The sequence below is a fragment of the Shigella dysenteriae genome (assembly GCF_022354085.1).
Classification (GTDB): domain Bacteria; phylum Pseudomonadota; class Gammaproteobacteria; order Enterobacterales; family Enterobacteriaceae; genus Escherichia; species Escherichia coli.
The window spans coordinates 2,805,824-2,826,964 of sequence record NZ_CP055055.1 but is presented as its reverse complement, the minus strand read 5'-3'; the positions used below and the strand labels follow the sequence as shown (position 1 = coordinate 2,826,964).

General features: G+C 49.8%; 23 protein-coding genes and 3 tRNA genes. 15 read left to right on the top strand and 11 right to left on the bottom strand.

The features are described 5' to 3' along the window. Positions 1-50 precede the first annotated feature (50 nt). Entirely contained in the window at positions 51-464 is a 414-nt protein-coding gene (yedD, locus tag HUZ68_RS13650; RefSeq protein ID WP_021513101.1) for a lipoprotein YedD, read from the top strand. A 33-nt stretch (positions 465-497) separates the two neighbouring features. Here the strand turns inward: yedD and amyA are convergent, their stop codons facing one another. From amyA to fliD, 4 genes are all read right to left on the bottom strand, one after another. Next, a complete protein-coding gene (gene amyA, locus HUZ68_RS13645; RefSeq protein ID WP_021513100.1) occupies positions 498-1,985 on the bottom strand; it encodes an alpha-amylase in 1,488 nt (495 codons plus the stop codon). A 77-nt stretch (positions 1,986-2,062) separates the two neighbouring features. Then, entirely contained in the window at positions 2,063-2,428 is a 366-nt protein-coding gene (gene fliT, locus HUZ68_RS13640; RefSeq protein WP_001015033.1) for a flagella biosynthesis regulatory protein FliT, read from the bottom strand. Continuing rightward, positions 2,428-2,838: a flagellar export chaperone FliS gene (gene fliS, locus HUZ68_RS13635; RefSeq protein ID WP_021513099.1), complete on the bottom strand. Its 411-nt coding sequence runs from the start codon at positions 2,836-2,838 to the stop codon at positions 2,428-2,430. Before fliS ends, fliT begins: the two co-directional genes overlap by 1 nt. Before the next feature lie 24 nt (positions 2,839-2,862). Then, on the bottom strand, positions 2,863-4,269 hold the full coding sequence (gene fliD, locus HUZ68_RS13630) for a flagellar filament capping protein FliD (RefSeq protein ID WP_000146781.1): 1,407 nt from the start codon (positions 4,267-4,269) through the stop codon (positions 2,863-2,865). A 265-nt stretch (positions 4,270-4,534) separates the two neighbouring features. Here fliD and HUZ68_RS13625 point away from each other — a divergent pair, with 265 nt between their 5' ends. The 8 genes from HUZ68_RS13625 to sdiA all read left to right on the top strand — a co-directional run bounded on the left by HUZ68_RS13625 (position 4,535) and on the right by sdiA (position 12,273). Next, positions 4,535-6,274, top strand: a complete 1,740-nt coding sequence (locus HUZ68_RS13625) for a FliC/FljB family flagellin (protein ID WP_239593898.1) — start codon at positions 4,535-4,537, stop codon at positions 6,272-6,274. A 319-nt stretch (positions 6,275-6,593) separates the two neighbouring features. Then, entirely contained in the window at positions 6,594-7,313 is a 720-nt protein-coding gene (gene fliA, locus HUZ68_RS13620) for an RNA polymerase sigma factor FliA (RefSeq protein WP_001087467.1), read from the top strand. A gap of 45 nt (positions 7,314-7,358) precedes the next feature. Beyond that, a complete protein-coding gene (gene fliZ / locus HUZ68_RS13615; protein WP_001297467.1) occupies positions 7,359-7,910 on the top strand; it encodes a flagella biosynthesis regulatory protein FliZ in 552 nt (183 codons plus the stop codon). 87 nt (positions 7,911-7,997) lie between these two features. Next, a complete protein-coding gene (tcyJ, locus tag HUZ68_RS13610; protein WP_001295643.1) occupies positions 7,998-8,798 on the top strand; it encodes a cystine ABC transporter substrate-binding protein in 801 nt (266 codons plus the stop codon). Positions 8,799-8,902: 104 nt separating this feature from the next. Beyond that, the gene (gene dcyD, locus HUZ68_RS13605; RefSeq protein ID WP_001128215.1) at positions 8,903-9,889 is read left to right on the top strand and encodes a D-cysteine desulfhydrase; all 987 of its coding nucleotides are present in this window, start codon (positions 8,903-8,905) and stop codon (positions 9,887-9,889) included. A 14-nt stretch (positions 9,890-9,903) separates the two neighbouring features. Continuing rightward, positions 9,904-10,572: a cystine ABC transporter permease gene (tcyL, locus tag HUZ68_RS13600; RefSeq protein ID WP_001158220.1), complete on the top strand. Its 669-nt coding sequence runs from the start codon at positions 9,904-9,906 to the stop codon at positions 10,570-10,572. Beyond that, on the top strand, positions 10,569-11,321 hold the full coding sequence (tcyN, locus tag HUZ68_RS13595) for an L-cystine ABC transporter ATP-binding protein TcyN (RefSeq protein ID WP_001272986.1): 753 nt from the start codon (positions 10,569-10,571) through the stop codon (positions 11,319-11,321). The genes tcyL and tcyN overlap by 4 nt, the downstream gene beginning before the upstream one ends. Positions 11,322-11,550: 229 nt before the next feature. Next, on the top strand, positions 11,551-12,273 hold the full coding sequence (gene sdiA / locus HUZ68_RS13590; protein ID WP_001154267.1) for a quorum-sensing transcriptional regulator SdiA: 723 nt from the start codon (positions 11,551-11,553) through the stop codon (positions 12,271-12,273). Positions 12,274-12,339: 66 nt separating this feature from the next. On the opposite strand, the gene yecF is transcribed toward sdiA, so the two are convergent. Both yecF and yecU read right to left on the bottom strand, forming a co-directional pair. Then, the gene (gene yecF, locus HUZ68_RS13585) at positions 12,340-12,564 is read right to left on the bottom strand and encodes a DUF2594 family protein YecF (protein WP_000106474.1); all 225 of its coding nucleotides are present in this window, start codon (positions 12,562-12,564) and stop codon (positions 12,340-12,342) included. Then, a complete protein-coding gene (yecU, locus tag HUZ68_RS13580; protein ID WP_000590347.1) occupies positions 12,551-12,727 on the bottom strand; it encodes a protein YecU in 177 nt (58 codons plus the stop codon). Before yecU ends, yecF begins: the two co-directional genes overlap by 14 nt. Positions 12,728-13,022: 295 nt before the next feature. On the opposite strand from yecU, the gene uvrY reads away from it, so the two are divergent. The 6 genes from uvrY to HUZ68_RS13550 all read left to right on the top strand — a co-directional run bounded on the left by uvrY (position 13,023) and on the right by HUZ68_RS13550 (position 16,566). Continuing rightward, the gene (gene uvrY, locus HUZ68_RS13575; RefSeq protein ID WP_000611328.1) at positions 13,023-13,679 is read left to right on the top strand and encodes a UvrY/SirA/GacA family response regulator transcription factor; all 657 of its coding nucleotides are present in this window, start codon (positions 13,023-13,025) and stop codon (positions 13,677-13,679) included. Continuing rightward, positions 13,676-15,508 carry an excinuclease ABC subunit UvrC gene (gene uvrC / locus HUZ68_RS13570; protein ID WP_001283421.1) on the top strand — a complete coding sequence of 611 codons (1,833 nt, stop codon included), beginning with the start codon at positions 13,676-13,678 and terminating at the stop codon, positions 15,506-15,508. The genes uvrY and uvrC overlap by 4 nt, the downstream gene beginning before the upstream one ends. A 56-nt stretch (positions 15,509-15,564) precedes the next feature. Beyond that, on the top strand, positions 15,565-16,113 hold the full coding sequence (gene pgsA / locus HUZ68_RS13565) for a CDP-diacylglycerol--glycerol-3-phosphate 3-phosphatidyltransferase (RefSeq protein ID WP_001160188.1): 549 nt from the start codon (positions 15,565-15,567) through the stop codon (positions 16,111-16,113). Between the two features lie 151 nt (positions 16,114-16,264). Continuing rightward, positions 16,265-16,340: transfer RNA gene (locus HUZ68_RS13560), tRNA-Gly, on the top strand. A 53-nt stretch (positions 16,341-16,393) separates the two neighbouring features. Continuing rightward, positions 16,394-16,467: transfer RNA gene (locus HUZ68_RS13555), tRNA-Cys, on the top strand. Positions 16,468-16,479: 12 nt separating this feature from the next. Continuing rightward, positions 16,480-16,566, top strand: a tRNA-Leu gene (locus HUZ68_RS13550). Between the two features lie 130 nt (positions 16,567-16,696). On the opposite strand, the gene HUZ68_RS13545 is transcribed toward HUZ68_RS13550, so the two are convergent. The 5 genes from HUZ68_RS13545 to HUZ68_RS13520 all read right to left on the bottom strand — a co-directional run bounded on the left by HUZ68_RS13545 (position 16,697) and on the right by HUZ68_RS13520 (position 21,116). Next, on the bottom strand, positions 16,697-17,713 hold the full coding sequence (locus tag HUZ68_RS13545) for a tyrosine-type recombinase/integrase (protein WP_021560873.1): 1,017 nt from the start codon (positions 17,711-17,713) through the stop codon (positions 16,697-16,699). Then, complete coding sequence (locus tag HUZ68_RS13540) at positions 17,682-17,945, bottom strand: DUF4224 domain-containing protein (protein ID WP_112925015.1); 264 nt, start codon at positions 17,943-17,945, stop codon at positions 17,682-17,684. Before HUZ68_RS13540 ends, HUZ68_RS13545 begins: the two co-directional genes overlap by 32 nt. A 209-nt stretch (positions 17,946-18,154) precedes the next feature. Beyond that, positions 18,155-18,337: a hypothetical protein gene (locus HUZ68_RS13530; RefSeq protein WP_000916333.1), complete on the bottom strand. Its 183-nt coding sequence runs from the start codon at positions 18,335-18,337 to the stop codon at positions 18,155-18,157. Next, positions 18,337-18,906 carry a siphovirus Gp157 family protein gene (locus tag HUZ68_RS13525; RefSeq protein WP_033814611.1) on the bottom strand — a complete coding sequence of 190 codons (570 nt, stop codon included), beginning with the start codon at positions 18,904-18,906 and terminating at the stop codon, positions 18,337-18,339. The genes HUZ68_RS13530 and HUZ68_RS13525 overlap by 1 nt, the downstream gene beginning before the upstream one ends. Continuing rightward, a complete protein-coding gene (locus HUZ68_RS13520) occupies positions 18,903-21,116 on the bottom strand; it encodes an exonuclease family protein (protein WP_239593897.1) in 2,214 nt (737 codons plus the stop codon). Before HUZ68_RS13520 ends, HUZ68_RS13525 begins: the two co-directional genes overlap by 4 nt. Between the last annotated feature and the right edge of the window lie 25 nt (positions 21,117-21,141).

The following is a 21,141-nucleotide window of genomic DNA, read 5'->3' as shown; positions in this document are numbered from 1 at the left end:
ATCAGGGCTTTAATGCCACAATCCTCTTTTCTTCTCATGCAGGACGAATGATGAAAAAACTCGCAATTGCAGGCGCGCTCATGTTGCTGGCGGGCTGTGCCGAAGTCGAAAACTATAACAATGTCGTGAAAACCCCCGCGCCGGACTGGCTGGCGGGCTACTGGCAGACCAAAGGGCCGCAACGTGCGCTGGTCAGTCCGGAAGCGATAGGCAGCCTGATTGTCACTAAAGAGGGCGATACTCTTGATTGCCGTCAGTGGCAGCGGGTGATTGCTGTGCCGGGCAAGTTGACATTGATGTCTGATGATCTCACTAACGTTACCGTAAAACGTGAGCTGTACGAGGTTGAGCGTGACGGTAACACCATTGAGTACGATGGTATGACGATGGAGCGTGTGGATCGCCCGACGGCAGAGTGTGCCGCTACGCTGGATAAAGCGCCGTTACCGACGCCATTGCCGTAATGAAATCTCCCCGGCTTGCCGCCGGGGATGAATTTAAATCACCTCTTCGATAACCCACACGCTGACGCTGCCGCCGTTGCAAAAGAAGGTTGCTTCGCCGTTTTCGTCGGTCACTATGCTCTCTTGCCGGTTCCCCAGAAAATCACGCCAGGTTTTATTGCCGTAATTCTCTCCCAGATGAATGGTTTTTTCGCCATCATCCCCGTTCGACATGACCACCACGCAGCCGGGATATTCGTCAGTGCCACTGCGGCTAAAGGCAATGCAGTTCGGATGGTCGAAAAATAACGTCTGTACACCGTGGGCGAAACGCTGACGGGCGAGAATTAACTCATCAAGCTGTTCGATTATTGGCATATCTATCGGATAGGTTTGCCCGTCACCACCGACATCTTCGTAATGCGCACCGTAGAGGTCCGGATAGAATACCGAAGGAACGCCATTTTCCCGCAACAAAATTAGAGCATACGCCAGCGGTTTAAACCACGGTTCGACTGGCGCTTCGAGGGCTTGCAACGGTTGGGTGTCATGGTTGGCAACGAGGGTTACGGCGTGAAAAGGATCGGCTTCCACCAGCGTCCCAGTGAAAATCTGCGTCATGTCGTAGTCGCGTCCCATGCGCGATGCTTCATGGAATTTCATCTGCAGCGGCGCATCGAACAGCATGGTTTTGCCTTCCACCTGATCAATATACGTTTGCAGCTTATCAACTTCATGCGACCAGTACTCCGCCACAATAAACAGCGGCTTTGGCGCAACTTCCTGTACGTGTTCGATCCACTCTTTATAAAACCACGCCGGAATATGTTTGACCGCATCAAGACGAAAACCGTCGCATTGCGTTTGTTCCATCACCCAGCGCGCCCAGTATTTAATCTCTTCCGTCACGGCATGATTGCGAAAATCGATATTCTCGCCCATCAGATAATCGAAATTACCTAATTCATCATCAACCTGATCGTTCCAGCCTTCGCCGGTGTAGTCGTTAACAATTTTAAATATGCCATCTTCATCAGGGTTTTCGATATGGTCGATACCGCTAAAACATTTGAAATCCCAGATAAACTGTGAGTATTGCCCGGCACGGGCGGGGAAGGTGTAACGCGTCCAGCCTTCGCACTCAATGATTTCTTCATCAATTTGCGTACGGTCGTCAGCATTTACACGCTGCACGCGAATAGCTTCTTTTTCATCCGCGCCCATTTTATGGTTGACTACCACGTCCAACAGCACCGCAATGTCATTACGTTTCAGGGCGTCAATGGCGGCCAGCAGTTGTACTTTATCGCCATATTTAGTAGGGATGCTGCCTTTCTGATCAAACTCACCTAAATCAAATAAATCATAGGAGTCGTAGCCGACCGAATACCCGCCCGATGCGCCTTTATAGGCGGGCGGCAACCAGACCATATTGATACCAATATCATTAAAACCGTCGGCGCGCTCGGCCAATTCAGGCCAGAGCTTACCGCCTTCCGGGTAATACCAGTGAAAACATTGTAACAGCGTGGGATTACGCATTCTTCGACTCCATTCAAGGGGAACATTAGAAGCGTAGTCGTAATCGGATTATTCGCGAGCCATCGACTCATTCAGATTCAAAAGAGGTTATCCTGCGGAGCCAGCACAAAGCCGCCCTGATCGCCATAGGCACTTAACACCGATTTTTGCACCGATGACTGACCGACCAGTTTCGCCAGTTCATCCATCCGAATCTGTAATAACTGCTTTACCTTGCTTTCGTTGTCGAGAATCAGGCGCAGCATCGGGCGGAGCTGCTCCTGCATCGTGGTGGACGGGTCAACCTCTTCAGTCAAATGTGCAATCTCCTGCACCGCATTAACATACGCCATTTCGCTGGCGATGAGTTCGTCCCATTGTTCTTCCGTTGCCAGGCGTAACATGAGCTGGCTTTTTTCGACGAGTTGTTGCCAGGCGAAATATAAATGCGGTGCATGGTTCATCAGACTGGGTCCTGAATCAAAGAAGTGGAGAGTAACGACTCTTTCCAGGCATCGGCAATATTACGCATTAATGCTTCCACTTCTTCGACTGCGGAGACATCGTTGCGTAAATTGGCTTGCAGCAAGCGCCTGACCATATAGCTATAAAGAGCAATCAAGTTTTGGGTTAATTCGTCTTTGCTATCTTCATCAAGACTCACCCGCAGTCCGTTCTCAATGATGTTGATCGCTTTTGACAAAGAGACGCCTTTGCCTTGCTGATTGTTGTCCTGCATAAACAGGCGCGCTCTAACCAGTGCGCTCAGCACTCCATCAAATAGCATGGTGACCAGCTGCTGCTGGCTGGCGCTCATTACGGCGCTTTCGACGCCAATTTGTGCATAGGCCTGGGTGCCTTTTGCCGCGTACATGACCTGTCTCCCGATGAATATTGCTTACTTGGAATTACTGTTGTTTTCGAACTGCTGCGTTAAGTAGCTGCTTGTGCTGTTTAACGAGGTCATTAAAACGTCCAGTTGGGTAAATTGTTCTTTGTAGCGCGCGACCTGCGCATCAATGCGATCGCTGGCGGCGTTGTAGTCTTTAGTTAATTTATTCAGGGTCTTACTAACGCCATCGGTAGCGGCTTTAATAATGCCCGTTGTCGAAAGCCAACTGGTCAGGTTGCTGCCGATGGTGGTCGTGATGCCGGTTTTTTTACCATCGCCAACAATCAATGCACCTACGCCGCTGGCATCTTTTTTCAGTGCAGCGGTGAGTTTGTCGGCATCCAGTTCCAGTTTGCCATCGCTGGGATCGGTCGTGATACCAATCTGCGCCAGCGTTTTATAGTTGGAAGAACTGACGGTATTACTCAGCATCGATTTCAACTGCGTCTGAATCGTCCGCAGCGTGGAGTCGCCGAGCAGTGCGCCATTGCTAGAACTCTGGCTATCAGCTCCCGCATCTACGGCGGTGTATTTGGTCAGGCTGCTGAAGGTATCTATTAGCGAGTTATAGGCATTCACCCAATCTTTAATCGCCGTTTGCGCTTTGGAGGTGTCCTGAGTGATGGTTAGCGTCTGGTTGCCCGTGGTGACATCGTTCAGGTTCAGGGTGATGTTTTCCAGCGCGTCGCTGATGGTGTTGCTGCTGTTCTCAATGGCGACGTTGTTGACCGTCAGCTGCGCATTCTGGGCGGCGACCGAAACTTCCATACCGTTGCTGCTGGCACTGGCGTCATAGCCCATAAAACTTTGTAGCGCATCATCACCGCTGACCGAGAGTGTCATCGCATTGTCAAGGCCGGTGTCATTTGATGTGACTGACAGACGATATTCACCGTTACCCACGTTAATGATGCTCGCACTTACGCCCGCTTTTGCGTTGTTGATGGCATCACGGATCCCGCTTAACGACGAGTTAGCCGCGCTGATATCAATAGTAATCGGATCTTTGTCGCCGCCTTGTTGAATGGTGAGTTTACTGTCGCTGGTGGCGATCGCCGTTTTCGTATCGTCTCTGGTGGTGCGCGTGGTCAGGGTTTGCGCCTGCGCCAGATGGGTGACGCTGATGGTGTATTTCCCGGCGATGGCGTTACCCGCGGTGGTGGCACTGAACGCGGTGGTGCTGCTGGTGGTGCTGGTGGCGGAAAAAAGATCGGCTTTAGACAATGCAGTATTGGCGGTCTGGAAAGTCGTCAACGCGCTTTTCAGCGTACCGTAGGCGCTAAGTTTAGCGGTAAACGACGATTGCTGATTTGAAATAGGGGTTAGCGTCGCTTTTTGCGCGGCGGTGAGGCTATCAAGGATTGAACTTAAATCCAGACCTGACCCGACTCCCAGCGATGAAATACTTGCCATGCGATTTCCTTTTATCTTTCGACACGTAAAACGAATACCGGGGTTATCGGCCTGAATTGCGCAAAGTTTACGTTTAATTGTTTTTTTTAATAGCGGGAATAAGGGGCAGAGAAAAGAGTATTTCGGCGACTAACAAAAAATGGCTGTTTGTGAAAAAAATTCTAAAGGTTGTTTTACGACAGACGATAACAGGGTTGACGGCGATTGAGCCGACGGGTGGAAACCCAATACGTAATCAACGACTTGCAATATAGGATAACGAATCATGGCACAAGTCATTAATACCAACAGCCTCTCGCTGATCACTCAAAATAATATCAACAAGAACCAGTCTGCGCTGTCGAGTTCTATCGAGCGTCTGTCTTCTGGCTTGCGTATTAACAGCGCGAAGGATGACGCCGCAGGTCAGGCGATTGCTAACCGTTTTACTTCTAACATTAAAGGCCTGACTCAGGCTGCACGTAACGCCAACGATGGTATTTCTGTTGCACAGACCACTGAAGGCGCGCTGTCCGAAATCAACAACAACTTACAGCGTATCCGTGAACTGACGGTTCAGGCTTCTACCGGGACTAACTCCGATTCGGATCTGGACTCCATTCAGGACGAAATCAAATCCCGTCTGGACGAAATTGACCGCGTATCTGGCCAGACCCAGTTCAACGGCGTGAACGTACTGGCGAAAGACGGTTCAATGAAAATTCAGGTTGGTGCGAATGACGGCCAGACTATCACGATTGATCTGAAGAAAATTGACTCTGATACGCTGGGGCTGAGTGGGTTTAATGTGAATGGTAGCGGGGCTGTGGCTAATACTGCAGCGACTAAATCTGATTTGGCAGCAGCTCAACTCTTGGCTCCAGGTACTGCTGATGCTAATGGTACAGTTACCTATACTGTTGGCGCAGGCCTGAAAACATCTACAGCTGCAGATGTAATTGCGAGTTTGGCTAATAACGCAAAAGTTAATGCCACAATTGCAAATGGTTTTGGATCGCCAACAGCTACAGATTATACATACAACAGCGCTACAGGCGATTTTACATATAGTGCAACTATTGCAGCTGGTACAAATTCTGGTGATAGTAACAGTGCTCAGTTACAATCCTTCCTGACACCAAAAGCGGGCGATACTGCTAACTTAAACGTTAAAATTGGTTCTACGTCAATTGACGTTGTATTGGCTAGCGACGGTAAAATTACCGCGAAAGATGGTTCAGAACTATTTATTGACGTAGATGGTAACCTCACTCAAAACAATGCTGGGACTGTCAAAGCAGCCACTCTTGATGCACTGACTAAAAACTGGCATACAACAGGCACACCGGGTGCCGTATCTACGGTAATTACAACTGAAGATGAAACAACCTTCACTCTGGCTGGCGGTACTGATGCTACTACTTCTGGTGCAATCACTGTAGCAAATGCAAGAATGAGTGCTGAGTCTCTTCAATCGGCAACTAAGTCCACAGGATTCACAGTTGATGTTGGAGCTACTGGTAACAGCGCAGGCGATATTAAAGTTGATAGTAAAGGTATAGTACAACAATACACAGGTACAGTTTTTGAAGACGCTTACACCAAAGCTGATGGTTCACTGACTACCGATAATACAACCAATCTGTTTTTGCAAAAAGACGGAACTGTGACCAATGGTTCAGGTAAAGCAGTCTATGTTTCAGCGGATGGTAATTTTACTACTGACGCTGAAACTAAAGCTGCAACCACCGCCGATCCACTGAAAGCTCTGGACGAAGCGATCAGCTCCATCGACAAATTCCGCTCCTCCCTCGGTGCGGTGCAGAACCGTCTGGATTCCGCGGTCACCAACCTGAACAACACCACTACCAACCTGTCTGAAGCGCAGTCCCGTATTCAGGACGCTGACTATGCGACCGAAGTATCCAACATGTCGAAAGCGCAGATCATCCAGCAGGCCGGTAACTCCGTGCTGGCAAAAGCTAACCAGGTACCACAGCAGGTTCTGTCTCTGCTGCAGGGTTAATCGTCGTAACCTGATTAACTGAGACTGACGGCAACGCCAAATTGCCTGATGCGCTGCGCTTATCAGGCCTACAAGGTGAATTGCAATTTATTGAATTTGCACATTTTTGTAGGCCGGATAAGGCGTTTACGCCGCATCCGGCAACATAAAGCGCAATTTGTCAGCAACGTGCTCCCCCGCCACCGGCGGGGGTTTTTCTGTCCGCAATTTACCGGTAACCCCCAAATAACCCCTCATTTCACCCACTAATCGTCCGATTAAAAACCCTGCAGAAACGGATAATCATGCCGATAACTCATATAACGCAGGGCTGTTTATCGTGAATTCACTCTATACCGCTGAAGGTGTAATGGATAAACACTCGCTGTGGCAGCGTTATGTCCCGCTGGTGCGTCACGAAGCATTGCGCCTGCAGGTTCGACTGCCCGCGAGCGTGGAACTTGACGATCTGCTACAGGCGGGCGGCATTGGGTTACTTAATGCCGTCGAACGCTATGACGCCCTACAAGGAACGGCATTTACAACTTACGCAGTGCAGCGTATCCGTGGCGCTATGCTGGATGAACTTCGCAGCCGTGACTGGGTGCCGCGCAGCGTGCGACGCAACGCGCGTGAAGTGGCACAGGCAATAGGGCAACTGGAGCAGGAACTTGGCCGCAACGCCACGGAAACTGAGGTAGCGGAACGTTTAGGGATCGATATTGCCGATTATCGCCAAATGTTGCTCGACACCAATAACAGCCAGCTCTTCTCCTACGATGAGTGGCGCGAAGAGCACGGCGATAGCATCGAACTGGTTACTGATGATCATCAGCGAGAAAACCCGCTACAACAACTGCTGGACAGTAATCTGCGCCAGCGGGTGATGGAAGCCATCGAAACGTTGCCGGAGCGCGAAAAACTGGTATTAACCCTCTATTACCAGGAAGAGCTGAATCTCAAAGAGATTGGCGCGGTGCTGGAGGTCGGGGAATCGCGGGTCAGTCAGTTACACAGCCAGGCCATTAAACGGTTACGCACTAAACTGGGTAAGTTATAACGTCAGTAAATGCCGCACTTTAATTTTGACTACCAGGAGTTCTTAATGATGGTGCAGCACCTGAAAAGACGGCCATTAAGCCGCTATCTTAAAGACTTTAAACACAGCCAGACCCATTGCGCGCATTGCCGTAAATTACTCGACCGCATTACCCTCGTTCGCGACGGCAAAATAGTGAATAAAATCGAGATTTCCCGCCTGGACATGCTGCTTGATGAAAATGGCTGGCAAACGGAACAAAAATCATGGGCGGCATTGTGCCGATTCTGCGGTGATTTACATTGCAAAACGCAGAGTGATTTTTTCGATATTATCGGCTTTAAGCAATTTCTTTTTGAGCAAACTGAAATGAGCCCTGGTACGGTGCGTGAATATGTCGTTCGTCTGCGCCGTTTGGGGAATCATCTACACGAGCAAAATATTTCCCTCGATCCGCTGCAGGACGGTTTCCTTGATGAAATCCTCGCCCCGTGGCTGCCCACCACCAGCACCAACAATTACCGCATCGCATTACGGAAGTATCAACACTATCAGCGTCAAACGTGTACCGGACTTGTGCAGAAATCCTCCAGCCTGCCTGCTTCTGATATATATTAAATAAGAATAAGATGTAGCGGAGTTGTTTTTGTGTTTACAAACAATGGCTCTACACTGCAAACAGACATAACAACATTCGGGGTAAATATGAAATTAGCACATCTGGGACGTCAGGCATTGATGGGTGTGATGGCCGTAGCGCTGGTTGCGGGCATGAGCGTTAAAAGTTTTGCAGATGAAGGTCTGCTTAATAAAGTTAAAGAGCGCGGCACGCTGCTGGTAGGGCTGGAAGGCACTTATCCGCCGTTCAGTTTTCAGGGAGATGACGGCAAATTAACCGGTTTTGAAGTGGAATTTGCCCAACAGCTGGCAAAACATCTTGGCGTTGAGGCGTCACTAAAACCGACCAAATGGGACGGTATGCTGGCGTCGCTGGACTCTAAACGCATTGATGTGGTGATTAATCAGGTCACCATTTCTGACGAGCGCAAGAAAAAATACGATTTCTCTACCCCTTACACCATTTCCGGTATTCAGGCGCTGGTGAAAAAAGGTAACGAAGGCACCATTAAAACGGCTGCTGATCTGAAAGGCAAAAAAGTGGGTGTCGGTCTGGGTACCAACTATGAAGAGTGGCTGCGGCAGAATGTTCAGGGCGTCGATGTGCGTACCTATGATGATGACCCGACCAAATATCAGGATCTGCGCGTAGGCCGTATCGATGCGATCCTCGTTGATCGTCTGGCGGCGCTGGATCTGGTGAAGAAAACCAACGATACGCTGGCAGTAACCGGTGAAGCATTCTCCCGTCAGGAGTCTGGCGTGGCGCTGCGTAAAGGAAATGAAGACCTGCTGAAAGCGGTGAATGATGCAATTGCGGAAATGCAAAAAGACGGCACTCTGCAAGCTCTTTCCGAAAAATGGTTTGGTGCTGATGTGACCAAATAATCAGCATAATGACAAAAAAGGGCGCTTTCACTAGCGCCTTTTTTATTTACGCGTTTTCAGCGTGCATAATAAGAAAATCACAACAACACACATCGGAGGCTGTTATGCCACTGCATAATTTAACCCGTTTTCCACGGTTGGAGTTTATCGGCGCGCCAACGCCGCTCGAATATCTGCCGCGCTTTTCTGATTATCTTGGACGGGAAATTTTCATCAAACGGGATGACGTCACACCCATGGCAATGGGCGGCAATAAATTACGTAAGCTGGAATTTCTCGCGGCAGATGCCCTGCGCGAAGGTGCCGATACGCTGATTACTGCCGGCGCGATCCAGTCTAACCATGTGCGCCAGACTGCCGCAGTCGCGGCGAAACTCGGTCTGCACTGCGTGGCGCTGCTGGAAAATCCTATTGGCACAACCGCAGAAAACTATTTAACCAACGGCAATCGTTTGTTGCTGGATCTGTTCAATACCCAGATTGAAATGTGCGACGCACTGACCGATCCCAATGCCCAACTGGAAGAGCTGGCGACGCGAGTCGAAGCACAAGGCTTTCGCCCGTATGTCATTCCGGTTGGCGGTTCTAATGCTCTGGGCGCGCTGGGTTATGTGGAGAGTGCGCTGGAAATCGCGCAACAGTGTGAAGGGGCGGTTAATATTTCGTCGGTGGTGGTCGCATCGGGCAGTGCCGGAACTCACGCCGGATTGGCTGTTGGGCTGGAACACCTGATGCCTGAAAGCGAACTGATTGGCGTGACCGTGTCGCGTTCCGTTGCCGATCAATTGCCGAAAGTGGTTAACCTACAACAGGCGATTGCGAAAGAACTGGAGCTGACCGCATCAGCGGAAATTTTACTCTGGGATGACTATTTTGCACCTGGCTACGGCGTGCCGAACGACGAAGGCATGGAAGCAGTGAAATTGCTGGCGCGTCTGGAAGGCATTCTGCTTGATCCTGTGTATACCGGAAAAGCGATGGCGGGGCTGATTGACGGTATCAGTCAGAAACGCTTCAAAGATGAAGGGCCGATTCTGTTTATTCATACCGGCGGCGCGCCTGCGCTGTTCGCCTATCATCCCCACGTTTAGCTCCGGGAACGCTCATGCAAGAAAGTATACAACTGGTTATTGATTCCTTGCCGTTCCTGTTGAAAGGGGCTGGGTATACCCTGCAACTCAGTATCGGCGGCATGTTTTTTGGCTTACTACTCGGGTTTATTCTCGCGCTGATGCGCCTGTCGCCAATCTGGCCCGTGCGCTGGCTGGCGCGTTTTTATATCTCTATATTTCGTGGTACGCCGCTCATCGCACAACTGTTTATGATCTATTACGGCCTGCCGCAGTTTGGTATCGAATTAGATCCCATTCCGTCAGCAATGATTGGTCTGTCGCTGAACACTGCCGCCTATGCCGCCGAAACGCTGCGCGCCGCCATTTCTTCTATTGATAAAGGTCAGTGGGAAGCAGCTGCCAGTATTGGTATGACGCCATGGCAGACTATGCGTCGCGCGATTTTGCCACAGGCGGCGCGGGTGGCGTTGCCGCCGCTGTCGAACAGCTTTATCAGCCTGGTAAAGGATACGTCGCTGGCCGCGACAATCCAGGTGCCGGAGCTGTTCCGTCAAGCGCAGTTGATTACCTCGCGCACGCTGGAGGTGTTCACCATGTACCTGGCGGCTTCGCTCATCTACTGGATCATGGCGACAGTATTATCGACGTTGCAGAACCATTTTGAGAATCAACTTAATCGCCAGGAGAGAGAACCAAAATGAGTGCCATTGAAGTTAAGAACCTGGTGAAAAAATTTCACGGTCAGACGGTGCTGCACGGTATCGACCTCGAGGTAAAGCCTGGCGAAGTGGTGGCAATTATCGGTCCGAGTGGTTCCGGCAAAACCACGTTGCTACGCAGCATAAATCTGCTGGAACAACCGGAAGCGGGAACGATCACCGTTGGCGATATCACTATTGATACTGCACGTTCATTAAGTCAGCAAAAATCGCTGATTCGCCAGTTGCGTCAGCACGTCGGGTTTGTCTTCCAGAACTTTAATTTGTTTCCGCATCGTACGGTGCTGGAAAACATTATTGAAGGGCCGGTGATCGTCAAAGGCGAACCGAAAGAAGAGGCCACGGCGCGCGCTCGCGAGCTGCTGGCGAAAGTTGGGCTGGCCGGTAAAGAAACCAGCTATCCACGTCGTTTGTCTGGCGGTCAACAGCAGCGTGTTGCGATTGCGCGTGCGCTGGCAATGCATCCTGAGGTGATTTTGTTTGACGAGCCAACGTCAGCGCTGGATCCAGAGCTGGTGGGCGAAGTCCTGAACACAATCCGCCAGCTGGCGCAGGAAAAGCGCACGATGGTGATTGTGACGCACGAAATGAGCTTTGCCCGGGATGTTGCGGACCGGGCGATTTTTATGGACCAGGGGCGGATAGTCGAGCAGGGGGCAGCAAAAGCGTTATTTGCTGATCCCCAGCAGCCTCGCACCCGCCAGTTCCTCGAGAAGTTTCTGCTGCAATAATAAGAAAAAATCAGCCCCGACGATTCACCTGTCGGGGCGGGACGCCATTTCAAGCGTGATAAAACTGCTTAACAAATCAGCATAACTCATTAATAACATAAGAGAATGCGATGGCTTGCAAAAGTAATTCATTGCCTGAATAATATAAATTATATATAAATCTTATTTATGTGATAGTTTGAATTATCATTATAAATGATACTCACTCTCAGGGGCGTTGCGGTTTACTATGCAGGATACGGATTTTTTCAGCTGGCGTCGCACGATGCTGTTGCGTTTTCAGAGGATGGAGGCCGCAGAAGAGGTCTACCATGAAATAGAGCTTCAGGCTCAGCAGCTGGAGTACGATTACTATTCGTTATGTGTTCGCCACCCGGTACCATTCACGCGACCTAAAGTGGCTTTCTACACCAATTACCCTGAGGCGTGGGTTAGTTATTATCAGGCAAAAAACTTTCTCGCAATTGATCCGGTGCTGAACCCTGAAAACTTTAGTCAGGGCCATTTAATGTGGAATGATGACTTATTCAGCGAAGCACAGCCGTTATGGGAAGCCGCGCGCGCACATGGTTTACGCCGCGGTGTCACTCAGTATTTAATGCTGCCAAATCGGGCGTTGGGCTTTTTGTCCTTTTCCCGTTGCAGCGCTCGCGAAATACCCATTCTTAGTGATGAACTGCAATTAAAAATGCAGTTACTGGTGCGCGAAAGTCTGATGGCTCTGATGCGTTTAAATGATGAAATAGTGATGACGCCAGAGATGAATTTCAGCAAGCGCGAAAAAGAAATTCTGAAATGGACGGCGGAAGGGAAGACATCAGCAGAGATAGCGATGATTTTGTCAATCTCTGAGAATACGGTCAATTTCCATCAGAAAAACATGCAGAAAAAAATCAATGCACCAAATAAGACCCAGGTGGCCTGTTACGCGGCCGCTACTGGCTTAATTTGATCGCTTTTCTTTCTGCGTGCCAGATGCAAAAACCGGCTGAAAGGCACGCTCTCAGCCGGTTTTATATTACTGACGGTAGGCTTGTTTAATTTGCTTAACCGTTTTGGAAAATACTGCAGCCTGGGTTTCGTCTTCGATCAGCGCAAGCTGTTTTTCCATCTTTAACATCACGCGGCCCGCGTCAGCTTGTCCCATCGCCTGCAGCATCAGCGTCAGCATCGCTTTCAGGCAGGAGACTTCATTTGCCAGTTCTTGATTATTCTCGGCAGTAGAAAAATCAGGCGTACTCATTTATTTTCCTCGTCATGTTGCAATGAAAATTTGCGGTGAAAAATGTTAAGGCGGCGGAGTATACCATAAGCTTTGCTAAAAATAGCAGTGGTTGTTTTTTGAGCGTGATATCGGCAGTGCTATAAAATACGTTAATATAATGACCAATAAATATTTTTATCATGAATGTTTTTTGCCCGTATTGTTCGGGTTAATTAATGTTACATATTCAGCGGGCTGATTTTCATTTTTGCTGAATAAAGTCAATTTTTGTCACATTTCATCGCAGGGCTTACTGTGAAACGATCCCGGAAGCCGTTGGTGACGGGCGTGACCATAACTGTGGACAATCGAATTTACAAAAACGAGAGAAAAATCGAATACCCACCATTTTTAACGTTTCAAAGTTGCAATAAAAACCGCTAATATACGAATGACTAACTATCAGTAGCGTTATCCCTATTTCTGGAGATATTCCTTTGATCAACGTTCTACTTGTTGATGACCACGAACTGGTGCGCGCAGGGATACGACGCATTCTGGAAGATATAAAGGGTATAAAAGTCGTCGGTGAGGCATCGTGCGGTGAAGACGCCGTTAAGTGGTGCCGGGCAAATGCCGTTGACGTGGTGCTAATGGACATGAGTATGCCGGGCATTGGCGGTCTTGAGGCGACGCGTAAAATCGCGCGTTCCACAGCTGATGTCAAAATCATCATGCTTACCGTCCATACAGAAAACCCTTTACCAGCGAAAGTCATGCAGGCCGGTGCTGCGGGCTACCTCAGCAAAGGCGCGGCTCCGCAGGAAGTCGTGAGTGCGATTCGTTCTGTCTATTCAGGGCAGCGTTACATTGCTTCTGACATCGCTCAACAAATGGCGTTAAGCCAGATCGAACCAGAAAAAACAGAAAGCCCATTTGCCAGTTTGTCTGAACGTGAATTGCAGATTATGCTGATGATCACCAAGGGCCAGAAGGTCAATGAGATCTCAGAACAGCTCAATCTCAGTCCGAAAACGGTGAACAGCTACCGCTATCGAATGTTCAGTAAACTAAACATTCATGGCGATGTTGAGCTGACTCACCTGGCAATTCGCCATGGTCTGTGTAATGCGGAGACATTATCAAGTCAGTGAGTGATCAGTTTGACGCAAAAGCGTTTTTAAAAACCGTAACCAGCCAGCCAGGCGTTTATCGCATGTACGATGCTGGTGGTACGGTTATCTATGTCGGCAAAGCGAAAGACCTGAAAAAACGGCTTTCCAGCTATTTCCGTAGCAACCTCGCTTCGCGCAAAACCGAAGCGCTGGTCGCCCAGATCCAGCAAATTGATGTAACGGTTACTCATACAGAAACCGAAGCGCTGTTGCTGGAACACAACTACATCAAACTCTATCAGCCGCGTTACAACGTTTTGCTACGCGATGATAAATCTTATCCCTTTATCTTCCTGAGTGGCGATACCCACCCGCGTCTGGCGATGCATCGTGGTGCGAAGCATGCCAAAGGTGAATATTTTGGCCCGTTCCCGAATGGCTATGCCGTACGTGAAACACTGGCGCTACTGCAAAAGATATTCCCCATCCGCCAGTGCGAAAATAGTGTTTATCGCAATCGCTCGCGTCCGTGTCTGCAATATCAGATAGGGCGCTGTCTGGGACCGTGCGTTGAAGGACTGGTGAGTGAAGAAGAATACGCTCAGCAGGTCGAGTATGTGCGCCTGTTTTTGTCTGGCAAAGATGATCAGGTGCTTACGCAACTCATTAGCCGTATGGAAACTGCCAGCCAGAATCTGGAGTTTGAAGAAGCGGCACGTATTCGCGACCAAATTCAGGCGGTGCGACGCGTCACCGAAAAACAGTTTGTGTCCAATACCGGCGACGACCTTGACGTTATTGGTGTGGCGTTCGATGCGGGCATGGCTTGTGTCCACGTATTGTTCATTCGTCAGGGCAAAGTGCTCGGCAGCCGCAGCTATTTCCCGAAAGTGCCTGGCGGTACGGAACTGAGCGAGGTGGTAGAAACCTTCGTAGGCCAGTTCTATTTACAAGGCAGCCAGATGCGCACCTTACCGGGTGAGATCCTGCTCGATTTTAATCTTAGCGATAAAACGCTGCTCGCCGATTCCCTTTCAGAACTGGCGGGACGCAAGATTAATGTTCAAACCAAACCTCGCGGCGATAGGGCGCGTTATCTGAAACTCGCGCGCACCAATGCGGCGACGGCCTTAACCAGCAAACTTTCGCAGCAATCTACCGTTCACCAGCGACTGACCGCGCTTGCCAGCGTGTTGAAATTGCCGGAAGTGAAGCGGATGGAGTGCTTTGACATCAGCCATACCATGGGCGAACAAACCGTCGCTTCCTGTGTGGTGTTTGATGCTAACGGCCCGCTGCGTGCGGAGTATCGGCGCTATAACATTACAGGCATCACGCCGGGCGATGATTATGCGGCGATGAATCAGGTGCTGCGTCGGCGTTATGGTAAAGCCATTGACGACAGTAAGATCCCGGATGTGATCCTTATCGACGGCGGCAAAGGCCAGCTTGCGCAGGCGAAAAATGTCTTCGCCGAACTGGATGTCTCATGGGATAAAAATCATCCGCTGCTACTTGGCGTTGCCAAAGGAGCAGATCGTAAGGCTGGGCTGGAAACGCTGTTCTTTGAGCCGGAAGGTGAGGGATTCAGTTTGCCGCCAGATTCTCCCGCGCTGCATGTTATCCAGCATATTCGCGATGAATCACATGATCACGCGATTGGCGGGCACCGTAAAAAACGGGCGAAGGTCAAAAATACCAGTTCCCTGGAAACCATTGAAGGCGTCGGGCCAAAACGCCGGCAAATGTTGTTGAAATATATGGGCGGTTTGCAAGGTTTACGTAACGCCAGCGTCGAGGAAATTGCAAAAGTGCCGGGTATTTCGCAAGGTCTGGCAGAAAAGATCTTCTGGTCGTTGAAACATTGATGTCTCTGTAGCAACATAGGGGTAATCTTACTGACAACAGATAGTTACCCGTCATTATGCAATTTAATATCCCTACGTTGCTTACACTGTTCCGTGTCATCCTTATCCCATTCTTTGTATTGGTCTTTTATCTGCCTGTCACCTGGTCGCCGTTTGCCGCCGCGCTCATTTTCTGCGTCGCGGCGGTGACTGACTGGTTCGATGGTTTTCTGGCACGCCGCTGGAACCAGAGTACCCGGTTTGGTGCTTTCCTTGACCCTGTCGCAGATAAAGTTCTCGTGGCTATCGCCATGGTGCTGGTAACCGAGCATTATCACAGCTGGTGGGTGACCTTACCGGCGGCAACGATGATCGCCCGTGAAATTATTATTTCTGCGCTACGCGAATGGATGGCGGAGTTGGGTAAACGCAGTAGCGTGGCTGTCTCCTGGATTGGGAAAGTGAAAACCACTGCCCAGATGGTGGCGTTGGCCTGGCTGCTGTGGCGTCCGAACATTTGGGTTGAGTACGCCGGTATTGCACTTTTCTTTGTGGCTGCGGTACTGACTCTGTGGTCAATGTTGCAATATTTGAGCGCTGCGCGTGCAGATTTGCTTGAACAGTGATCGTTTCGGCGTAATTTTCAGCAAACAATCAAAAGTGGTGAAAAATATCGTTGACTCATCGCGCCAGGTAAGTAGAATGCAACGCATCGAACGGCGGCACTGATTGCCAGACGATAATAAAATCAAGTGATTAACTGATTGCTTGATGAATGCGGGAATAGCTCAGTTGGTAGAGCACGACCTTGCCAAGGTCGGGGTCGCGAGTTCGAGTCTCGTTTCCCGCTCCAGTTTAAAAGACATCGGCGTCAGCGGATGTCTGGCTGAAAGGCCTGAAGAATTTGGCGCGTTAACAAAGCGGTTATGTAGCGGATTGCAAATCCGTCTAGTCCGGTTCGACTCCGGAACGCGCCTCCACTTTCTTCCCGAGCCCGGATGGTGGAATCGGTAGACACAAGGGATTTAAAATCCCTCGGCGTTCGCGCTGTGCGGGTTCAAGTCCCGCTCCGGGTACCATGGGAAAGATAAGAATAAAATCAAAGCAATAAGCAGTGTCGTGAAACCACCTTCGGGTGGTTTTTTTGTATCTTCTTTTTCATTTCCGAAGATGCGTCCGAAGATGATTTTTCTCTGGACGCATCATCATTCATTTTCTCTGGCCACCAACTACGGGCACTACTTTAACTTTTCGGTCATATGCTGCTGTCTGTCGTGGGTTCTTATGCCCGGAAATTGCTTGCTTCTCTTCCAGGCTGCCTTCCAGATCAGAGATACCTTTTGCTTTCAGATCATGAAATGTGAAGTCTATTTGCAGATGAGGATATTTTTCCTGTGCTGCCGCTTTGACATCACGCCAACGAGAGTTAAAACCATCACGGGTGTACTTGCCTCCGGTAGTTTGATGAATCACAAACAGGCTACTGATTCCCGGTTTTAATGGCAGAGAACGAGCCAGAGCTATCGCTTTCTGCAGACGAGGCGACCAGGCTTTGATTTGCTTAACGCCGGTTTTTCCCTGACGAATGTAGATCCCTGAATCGAACAGCTGGTCTTTCTGCAATGAAAGTACATCACTCTGTCTGGCCACGCATAAGTAGGCAATCTCCATTGCCACGCGAACAACATCAGGAGATACTTCATAAACGGCCTGATATTCTTCATCCGTAATATAACGTTCGCGTGCTGTCTCTTTAAACTGCTTAACTCCCTGACAAGGATTCCTCTGGACATAACCTCGCTCATAACCCCAACGGAATACCCTGGACATAAAGCTTTTTTCCCTGTTTGCCTGAGTTCGGCTTGATAAACCGCGTTGATCCATATAGCGCCGAATATGTTCAGGTTTGATTTTATCCGGGTCGATCTTCCCGAAGACAGGCAGAACTTTTCCGGAATATTTTGTGTAGTCTTTCCTGGTTTCGACTGCCAAATCCATAAAATCAGGGGAGGTCATGAATTGTTCCGCGAGCGCCTGAAAAGTATTTCTTTCTTTTTCGTCACCGACCGCTTTTTCATATGCCAGCCATACGGCTGATCGTGGCGCATCCAATGCGCACAGGCGTATCGCTTTGTTATCTTTATTCCTGAATTCGTAGGCCGCTTTGCCCTGGTAAACACGAGGCGGCATCCAGTTATCTGCTGGGTTCTTTCTCTTTCCGGCCATTAAATATTGCTCCAAAATCAGGTTCATCTTCTTTTCGCGTCGTCACCTCCTGTAAATTGCGAAATTTTATTGGGTTCAAGAAATGGCCCCAGGTTGTTTTTGGGTGCCCGTCAGCCCTTTCCATGAAGAAAATTCCAGCCCGGCGAAGAGCCTCACATTGCTTTGATTTAAGTGGGCTTCCCGTCAGCTCGACCATTTCTTCTCTGGTGATTATGTCGTGATCGCTTCTCATGGTCTTTCCTCATTATGTAGCTTATTGCGTCATCTGCCGCCTTGCAGGCACGGGCAATATCAGACTCGGTCAAAGCCTGTTTCCTGACGCTGGCCGACAGTCGGCCAATTTTGATATCAAATGCGGAGAGCAGAGTTGCTCCCGGTTGCCATCGCAGCATTGTGATCCTCCGGTTACTGGTGAATCGCAATGCTAGCGATGGTGAGTTTTTATTTCTGATTAGGCGTAATCAGTTCTGGTGGGGGGAATGCCGATTTCTCCCGCGTGACCTTAATGTTTTCTGGCAGGTGTAGCCCAAGTTCGCAGCGACTCCGTGCTTCAATAATGCCATTGGTACCATCGGCAAGTACCAGGTGAACCGCGTCACCACGCTTTAATGTGAGTTTAAGCATTAGCGTACCCTCAGCGAACGTTCGCCGCGTTCCAGATGTGCGCCTGGTACCGGGTTTAATAACTCGGCTGGTGGTGTTTCTCCACGCGCCAGTATTTCGGCGGCAACCGCCTCCGCAGATTCAATCACTTCTTTAATGGCTCGCTTGTTTGGTGTAATAACCGTTTCTACATCAACAAGTGACACGCCTTCATACTCATCCGGGATCTTATCTTTGCTATCGATAATTACCCGGATAGCCCCCTGTGCATCAGTAAATGTGTTTTTTGCGGTTTTCAGTTTATCCAGGCCAGCAGCTTGCAGGCAGGTGAGCATATGCTTCCGAATTGCTTTTTCCTTGCCTTCAAATGACGTCTTACGGGTAGCCAGGCGAGACATTTCTTCAGCGCAGGTACTGGCATTGCCCTGTAAATTGCGGCAGATGACCATCATGGCGTCCAGTTTGTCTCCCAGTTCTCCTTCCATACCTTCAAGCGTGTCGGCGATCATCTCTGGCGTCAGTTCGTCGGAGGTTTCCAGCAGGTCAATCAGGCTGGCATATTCTTTTGCAATAGCGATAGCGGTGCTCATGCTGTTTGCTCCTGTGCAGCGGTGATGGCGGCGAGGCGTTCGGTTTTAATGTCGGTGATACGGCGCAGACGTGATCCCAGATACGATGAATATTCTTTATCGCCTTTGGCTTCCGCTGCTTTCCGGTGTACATCCACTTCGCGGGCGATGAGGCCAAATACCTTGTTTACTTCGTTGGTGGTTACCGCGGCGGCCAACGTATTGGCAACGTTGATAAGCTTCTCATCCAGTTCCTTACGAAGACGGGTAGCATCTTCCGCATTCTCGCTGGCATTCTTGATATCAAACTCAGCTTTATTCCTCTGGCGATATTCCGGATTGTCGTACAGGCCCATGAAAATATCGGCGCTGAATCCGAGAGGGGATAGCGCTTTCTTAACAGCATCCGTCCAGGATTTCTTCGGCGCTTCGCCGTCGCTTGTTGGTCCGTATTTAGTGTCGTAGATATAAGGTGTGCATCCGTAAGCCTCGGACTCACCGCGCACCCCATTCAATATGTACCAGACTCTAACTTTCATGGTGTGGTGCATTTCACATAGGTACCCGCCAACTCCGTCTTGAATCAGATCCCATTCTATTTTTTCACCAACCTGTTTTTTGCGAACTATCGGTGCGCCTTTATCAAAACGCTCTTCCACCACCTCTACACCCCAGCCAATACCAAACGGCCCAAATTCGCGAGTCGCTTTCATCGCTATATAAGTGCCGTTGATGGATGTGCCGCCGCCGTTCTGAGAGAAAGCTTTGGTGAAGCGCTCATCGGTTTTGAATACGTTCTTCCACAATGCCAGGTTATCCGTGTCGCCGGAGTCCTTTAACTCCGTTTCGATAGCTGAGATTGCATTCTGCCGCTTGTGCTCTTCGGTATGGATCCGCTCAACCAGCGCGTCAACGTTCTGCACCAGATCCTTTACCTGCTCGCTAAGTTTTTCTTGTGGAGGAGTCTCTTCTGCCGGGGTAATAGCTGCAGGTTCCCTCTGTGATACGGCGTTATTTTCAGGTACGTCATACACATGGCGAGGCGTGACAAACTGCTCACGCAACTGCTGCAAACTACGTTCTCCAGCATTTGCTGCTTCGCTTTTTTCGCCCTGATTTGAGGGTGTTTCTGACATCATCCCATCAATTGAGAATCGTCCGCCGCCGTGGTTGGTGACTTTTACATCATCCTTTGGTGCTGTTTCCTTTGGCTTCTCTTCAACAGTATTTGCATCACGCTGCCCGTTAGCTTGCAGCCAGTTGTCGATGTGACTGCGCAGGGATTGCGGGAAGTGGTACGTGTCTTTTGCGGGGGCGCTCTGAATAACACCGAATACTGATGCGCGGTCATAGGCAAGGATCTGATCCGTTGTGCGCAAGGCCATTGACCAGCGTTTAAAATCCTCCCGATCCTGGCTGATTATTTCGTCTGCCGCTTTCAGGACGCTGGGGGTGATTTTTTCCGGGCCAACGGGTAACAGGGCGCAGGCAATTTCACGATCCAGTGTGGCGTGAGTCTGTTGGTAAGGACGTGCGGATGCTGTTTCTGGTTTTACCTCCGGCAGCATTTCATCGCGTTTACCGGGATTCTCTACCCATTTTTTTATAAATTTGGAGATAGTCCAACTGGTCGGGTTTTGTTCCTGGGTATCGCAACTTGCCAAAATTGCATGTACCAGATTATTCAATCCAGCAATATGCATGTACTCGATGGGCTTACACGCCACCATGGCATCAAGAACGATGCGGTTAAACGCGTCAACCTCATCCTCACTGTCAGTATCACTGTTGTCGAGCATCTCCAGGTATTCACGCGTCTGCGCAAGCAATTCACTGTCGACTTCGTTGGCGTCGTGGCTGAACAGCAGAACGGCGGCGAATCGTTCACGAGCCGGCAGTTTCATCAGGTCGTTAACCTGTGCGATATCTGCTGAACCGCTATCTACAACGGGGGTGTTAACTACCCATTTTTCGCCATCAAAACTGTGTTCTGTGGCGAACGTCTCATCAAACTCACCAACGCCTGGGCGCGGTTGGCCCGGGGCATCTTCCCAGATTTTAGGTTTGAAATAGTTGTCGCCGTGGTCAGGGTAGGCTTCCCACAATTTGCCGATGATGATGTTCTCGGCAACTTTTTTGTTAGGGGCGTCGATGGCGATGGCCAGCGCCGGGATCGCGCCGTTTTTGAGCGCGCCTTTTTTCGCTTCTAACAAGCCGTTAAAAATGGTCATTGGTCTTTCCTCATTACAGGTCAGT

Excerpts from the sequence above, each read along its gene's own strand:
- HUZ68_RS13520 (WP_239593897.1), bottom strand. The coding sequence starts at position 21,116 with ATGACCATTTTTAACGGCTTGTTAGAAGCGAAAAAAGGCGCGCTCAAA.
- HUZ68_RS13545 (WP_021560873.1), bottom strand. The coding sequence starts at position 17,713 with ATGGCCGGAAAGAGAAAGAACCCAGCAGATAACTGGATGCCGCCTCGT.
- fliD (WP_000146781.1), bottom strand. The coding sequence starts at position 4,269 with ATGGCAAGTATTTCATCGCTGGGAGTCGGGTCAGGTCTGGATTTAAGT.
- sdiA (WP_001154267.1), top strand. The coding sequence starts at position 11,551 with ATGCAGGATACGGATTTTTTCAGCTGGCGTCGCACGATGCTGTTGCGT.
- tcyL (WP_001158220.1), top strand. The coding sequence starts at position 9,904 with ATGCAAGAAAGTATACAACTGGTTATTGATTCCTTGCCGTTCCTGTTG.
- pgsA (WP_001160188.1), top strand. The coding sequence starts at position 15,565 with ATGCAATTTAATATCCCTACGTTGCTTACACTGTTCCGTGTCATCCTT.
- fliS (WP_021513099.1), bottom strand. The coding sequence starts at position 2,838 with ATGTACGCGGCAAAAGGCACCCAGGCCTATGCACAAATTGGCGTCGAA.
- fliZ (WP_001297467.1), top strand. The coding sequence starts at position 7,359 with ATGATGGTGCAGCACCTGAAAAGACGGCCATTAAGCCGCTATCTTAAA.
- amyA (WP_021513100.1), bottom strand. The coding sequence starts at position 1,985 with ATGCGTAATCCCACGCTGTTACAATGTTTTCACTGGTATTACCCGGAA.
- HUZ68_RS13625 (WP_239593898.1), top strand. The coding sequence starts at position 4,535 with ATGGCACAAGTCATTAATACCAACAGCCTCTCGCTGATCACTCAAAAT.
- HUZ68_RS13540 (WP_112925015.1), bottom strand. The coding sequence starts at position 17,945 with ATGAGAAGCGATCACGACATAATCACCAGAGAAGAAATGGTCGAGCTG.
- dcyD (WP_001128215.1), top strand. The coding sequence starts at position 8,903 with ATGCCACTGCATAATTTAACCCGTTTTCCACGGTTGGAGTTTATCGGC.
- HUZ68_RS13530 (WP_000916333.1), bottom strand. The coding sequence starts at position 18,337 with ATGCTTAAACTCACATTAAAGCGTGGTGACGCGGTTCACCTGGTACTT.
- yecF (WP_000106474.1), bottom strand. The coding sequence starts at position 12,564 with ATGAGTACGCCTGATTTTTCTACTGCCGAGAATAATCAAGAACTGGCA.
- HUZ68_RS13525 (WP_033814611.1), bottom strand. The coding sequence starts at position 18,906 with ATGAGCACCGCTATCGCTATTGCAAAAGAATATGCCAGCCTGATTGAC.
- fliT (WP_001015033.1), bottom strand. The coding sequence starts at position 2,428 with ATGAACCATGCACCGCATTTATATTTCGCCTGGCAACAACTCGTCGAA.
- yecU (WP_000590347.1), bottom strand. The coding sequence starts at position 12,727 with ATGATAAAAATATTTATTGGTCATTATATTAACGTATTTTATAGCACT.
- tcyJ (WP_001295643.1), top strand. The coding sequence starts at position 7,998 with ATGAAATTAGCACATCTGGGACGTCAGGCATTGATGGGTGTGATGGCC.
- tcyN (WP_001272986.1), top strand. The coding sequence starts at position 10,569 with ATGAGTGCCATTGAAGTTAAGAACCTGGTGAAAAAATTTCACGGTCAG.
- yedD (WP_021513101.1), top strand. The coding sequence starts at position 51 with ATGAAAAAACTCGCAATTGCAGGCGCGCTCATGTTGCTGGCGGGCTGT.